4 protein-coding genes are annotated in these 3,864 nt (G+C 73.2%); all 4 read right to left on the minus strand.

Going from position 1 to position 3,864, the window contains the following annotated elements:
• The coding region (locus Q1N79_RS17660; RefSeq protein ID WP_300610195.1) for an NAD(+)/NADH kinase at window positions 1-877 on the minus strand (877 nt) is incomplete at its 3' end.
• A gap of 2 nt (window positions 878-879) precedes the next feature.
• Window positions 880-1,518, minus strand: coding sequence for a hypothetical protein (locus Q1N79_RS17665; protein WP_300610197.1), 639 nt, complete (start codon window positions 1,516-1,518; stop codon window positions 880-882).
• A 304-nt stretch (window positions 1,519-1,822) separates the two neighbouring features.
• Window positions 1,823-3,298, minus strand: a complete 1,476-nt coding sequence (fumC, locus tag Q1N79_RS17670) for a class II fumarate hydratase (RefSeq protein ID WP_300610199.1) — start codon at window positions 3,296-3,298, stop codon at window positions 1,823-1,825.
• 42 nt (window positions 3,299-3,340) lie between these two features.
• Window positions 3,341-3,688, minus strand: coding sequence for a hypothetical protein (locus tag Q1N79_RS17675; RefSeq protein WP_300610201.1), 348 nt, complete (start codon window positions 3,686-3,688; stop codon window positions 3,341-3,343).
• Between the last annotated feature and the right edge of the window lie 176 nt (window positions 3,689-3,864).

Raw genomic sequence — 3,864 nt, forward strand, 5'->3', positions numbered from 1 at the left:
TGACCAGGTCCTGGCCGCGCGTCACCGGTGCGAGCTCGGCCGAATCGGCGATCCGCAGCTTGCGACGCGCCCGCTGGTAGAATGTGGTCCGGCCGAGCCGGACCACCTGGGCGGCGCCAGGCCGTGCCGTGATGTCGAGGACGTCGCCCGCCGCGACGTAGCCGCTCACCTGCCCGTCCACCTCGACGGCGAGCTGCCCGCTGCCCGCGAGGATCTCCAGGGAGACCGGGTCGGCGACCGAGAGCACGACGCCCCTGTTGTAGGCCGAATGCGGCGCGGCCGGCGTGACGAGCAGCGCCTCCACGGCGGGGCTGACGATCGGCCCGCCCGCCGAGAAGCTGTAGGCGGTCGACCCGGTGGGGGTGGCGACGATCACCGCGTCCGCCGCGTACGAGACGAACGGCTGGCCGCCCACCTGCACGGCGACCGCCGCCGTGCTGTCGCCGGGCACCCGGACCACGGCGATGTCGTTGAACGCCGCGAACTGCTGCCCGGCCACCACGGTGTCGACGGCGAGCCTGGGCTCGATCGTGAAGTCGCGGGCGTCGATCGCCGACAGCGCGGCGGGCAGGTCCGGCACGTCGACCTCGGCGAGGAACCCGAGCTTGCCCAGGTTGACGCCGAGCACCGGGGCATGCTGCCCGTCCGCGAGCCGCATCGCGCGCAGCATGGTGCCGTCCCCGCCGAGGCTTACCAGGAGCTCGGCACGCCGCGCGATCTCCGCGGCGGTCACCCCCGTGGCCGCGCAGTTCAGCCTGGCGATCTCGTCCTCGATGCCGTAGACGGCCGCGCCGTTGCGGGCCGCCCAGCCGAGCACGGCGTTGACCGCCTCGGCGGAGTCGCGCTGCGGGTGCAGGACCAGGCCGACCGAGTGCATCGTTACAGCCCGTACGTCTCGAGCAGGCGCAGCCATACCTCGCTCATCGTCGGGTATGACGGCACGGCGTGCCAGAGCCGGTCCAGCGGCACCTCGCCGGCGACCGCGACGGTGGCGGCGTGGATCATCTCGCCGACCCCGGGCCCGGCCAGCGTCATGCCCGCGATCGTCGTGCGGTCCTCGTCGACCACCATCTGGGCGTGCCCGGTGTATCCGTCGGCGAACAGCGAGGCCCCGGCCACCTCGCCGAGCTCGTAGTCCACGACGCGAACGGTCATCCCGCGTGCTCGCGCCTGTTCCGCGGACAGCCCGACCGCGGCCACCTCCGGCACCGTGAAGATCACCTGCGGCACGCAGCTGACGCTGGACCGGTCGGTGACCGCCGGCTCATGCCCGCGCGCCCTGGCGGCGATCGCGTCGCCGCAGATCCGCCCCTGGTACTTGCCCATGTGGGTGAGCAGCGCCAGGTGGTTGACGTCGCCGGCCGCGTACAGCCAGCCGCCGCCGTCCGCGCCGTCCGCGCCGGTGATAGCGCGCACCCGCATCGTGGAGTCCACCTCCAGCCATGAGCCGGGCGCCAGCCCGATCGTCTCCAGGCCGATGTCCTGAGTATGCGGCGTGCGCCCGGTCGCGGCGAGCACCTCGTCGGCCTCGGCCGTCGTCCCGTCGTCGAGCGTGATCGTGACGGGCCCGCCCTCGTCCGGCCGGCTCGCCGACCCGGACCCGCCGCTCGCCGCTGATCCGCGCCTGGCCGCGGACGAGCTCGATCCCGGCGTTTTTCAGCCACTCGACCTGGGCGTCGTCCCTCCAGTGGTGGGCGAAGGAGTCGCGCCTGGCCAGCACCTTGCCTGGCTCGAGGCGGGCGCCGGTGGGGCCCGCGCCAAGGACGATCACGTCGTAGGTGCCGGCCATGCCGCCTCCCGCCGTCCTGGATCGATGCCGCTGTCATCGATCGCCGGCGCCGGAGGCGCTGCCGGCGCCCTCGGCGCCGCCCACCATGGCCGCCGGGTCGATCACCCGGTCGAACTCCGCGGCGCTGATGTAGCCGGACGCGAGCGCCGCCTCGCGCAGGGTGCTGCCCTCCGCCTCCGCCTTATGCGCGATCTGCGCCGCCCGGTCGTACCCGATGACCGGGGACAGCGCGGTGACCAGCATGAGCGACCGGCTGACGTGCTCGGCGATCCGCGCCTCGTTGAGCTCCGCCCCCTCGACGCAGAACTCACGGAACGCCCGGCAGGCGCCGGCCAGGATCGTGGCCGAGTGCAGGAAGTCCGCGATGATCACCGGCCGCATCGTGTTCAGCTCCAGGTTCCCCTGCGCGGCGGCGACCGCGATCGCGGTGTCGTGCCCGAGCACCTGGGCGCAGACCATCAGCATCGCCTCGCACTGGGTCGGGTTCACCTTGCCTGGCATGATCGACGAACCAGGCTCGTTGGCCGGCAGCACCAGCTCGCCCAGGCCGGCCCGCGGGCCGGACGCGAGCCACCGGATGTCATTGGCGATCTTGGTGAGCGGGACCGCGAGCCCGCGCAGCCCGCCGGAGGCGGCGGCCACCGCGTCCGACCCCGCCAGCGCGGCGAACTTGTTCCGCGCCGTACGGAACGGGTAGCCGGTCTCCGCCGCGATCCGCTCCGCCACGGCGGCCGCGAAGCCCGGCGGCGCGTTGAGCCCCGTGCCGACCGCGGTGCCGCCCATGGCGAGCTCGTACAGGTCTTCCGCCGACCGCTCCAGGCGGTCGATCGCCTGCCCGAGCTGGCTGGCGAACCCGGACCACTCCTGGCCCACGGTCAGCGGGACCGCGTCTTCCAGGTGGGTGCGGCCGATCTTGACGACCGCCCGCCAGCCCCTGGCCTTGGCCTCGATCGCCGCGAGCAGCGCCCGCGTGCTCGGCAGCACCTGCTCGTGCACCGCCTGGACGGCCGCCACGTGCATCGCGGTGGGAAACGTGTCGTTGGACGACTGCCCCATGTTCACGTGGTCGTTCGGGTGCACCGGGGTCCTGCTGCCGATCCGCCCGCCCACCAGCTGGATGGCCCGGTTGCTGATCACCTCGTTGACGTTCATGTTGGTCTGCGTGCCCGACCCGGTCTGCCAGACCAGCAGCGGGAAGTGCTCGTCGAGCTCGCCCGCGATCACCTCGTCGCAGACCCGCGCGATCAGTTCGGCCAGCCAGGGCGGGAGGCGGCCCGCCGCGCCGTTGGCGAGCGCGGCCGCCTTCTTCACGTGGCCGAAAGCGTGGTACACCTGCCGCGGCATCAGGTCCGTGCCGATGCCGCCGAAATGGATCAGCGACCGCTGGGTCTGCGCCCCCCAGTACCGGTCGGCGGGCACGTCGATGACCCCCATCGAGTCGGTCTCCCGCCGGTGCCCGCTCGCCCCGATCCCCACCGGCAGGTCTCGTATCTCAGGTACTTCGTCCATGGGCACAGACTCGCACATCACGCCCGTCCGCATGCAGGCCCATCATGATCCCGAACGGTCCCTGGCGCCTGTCCTGCCTAACTCGCCGTCGTAGCGGGTGGGCGGGAACGGGTCGTCCTCGTCCGGGTCGCGAAGCTCGCCCTCGTCTTCCTCGTGGCGGATCTCCGCCTGCTCCTCGCGGTACTCGGTGCCCTCCCTGACCCGCCCCTTCGGCGCCGGCACGTCGGGCGGCAGCGGATCGGTGGCCGGCGGAACCTCGTCGGGGTTGAAGTCAGCAAGCCCGGCGTCGACGCGCTCGTCCTCGGCGATCTCGGCGAGCAGGTCATCGTCGAGACGTTGCGGTGCGCCGCCGTGCTCGCGGCGGTCGCGATGAAACTCCGGATCGCTCATACCGGCCACGCTACCCCGCAGGTTCCCGGTCGGCTCCCGCGCCTTACCCCTCCCGCGCCAGGTGCCAGCGGACGATGCGGAACCCGTGCCGCAGCGCGGCGCCGAGGGCAGCGGGGTCAAGGCCGCCGTCCGGGCGGCGCGGGATCGGGATGAACCGGGCGGCCCGCGGGTTCCCC

The organism is Trebonia sp. (genome assembly GCF_030042015.1).
Lineage (GTDB): Bacteria > Actinomycetota > Actinomycetes > Streptosporangiales > Streptosporangiaceae > Trebonia.

Coding starts and splice junctions, on each gene's coding strand:
- fumC (WP_300610199.1), bottom strand. CDS start 3,298: ATGGACGAAGTACCTGAGATACGAGACCTGCCGGTGGGGATCGGGGCG.
- Q1N79_RS17675 (WP_300610201.1), bottom strand. CDS start 3,688: ATGAGCGATCCGGAGTTTCATCGCGACCGCCGCGAGCACGGCGGCGCA.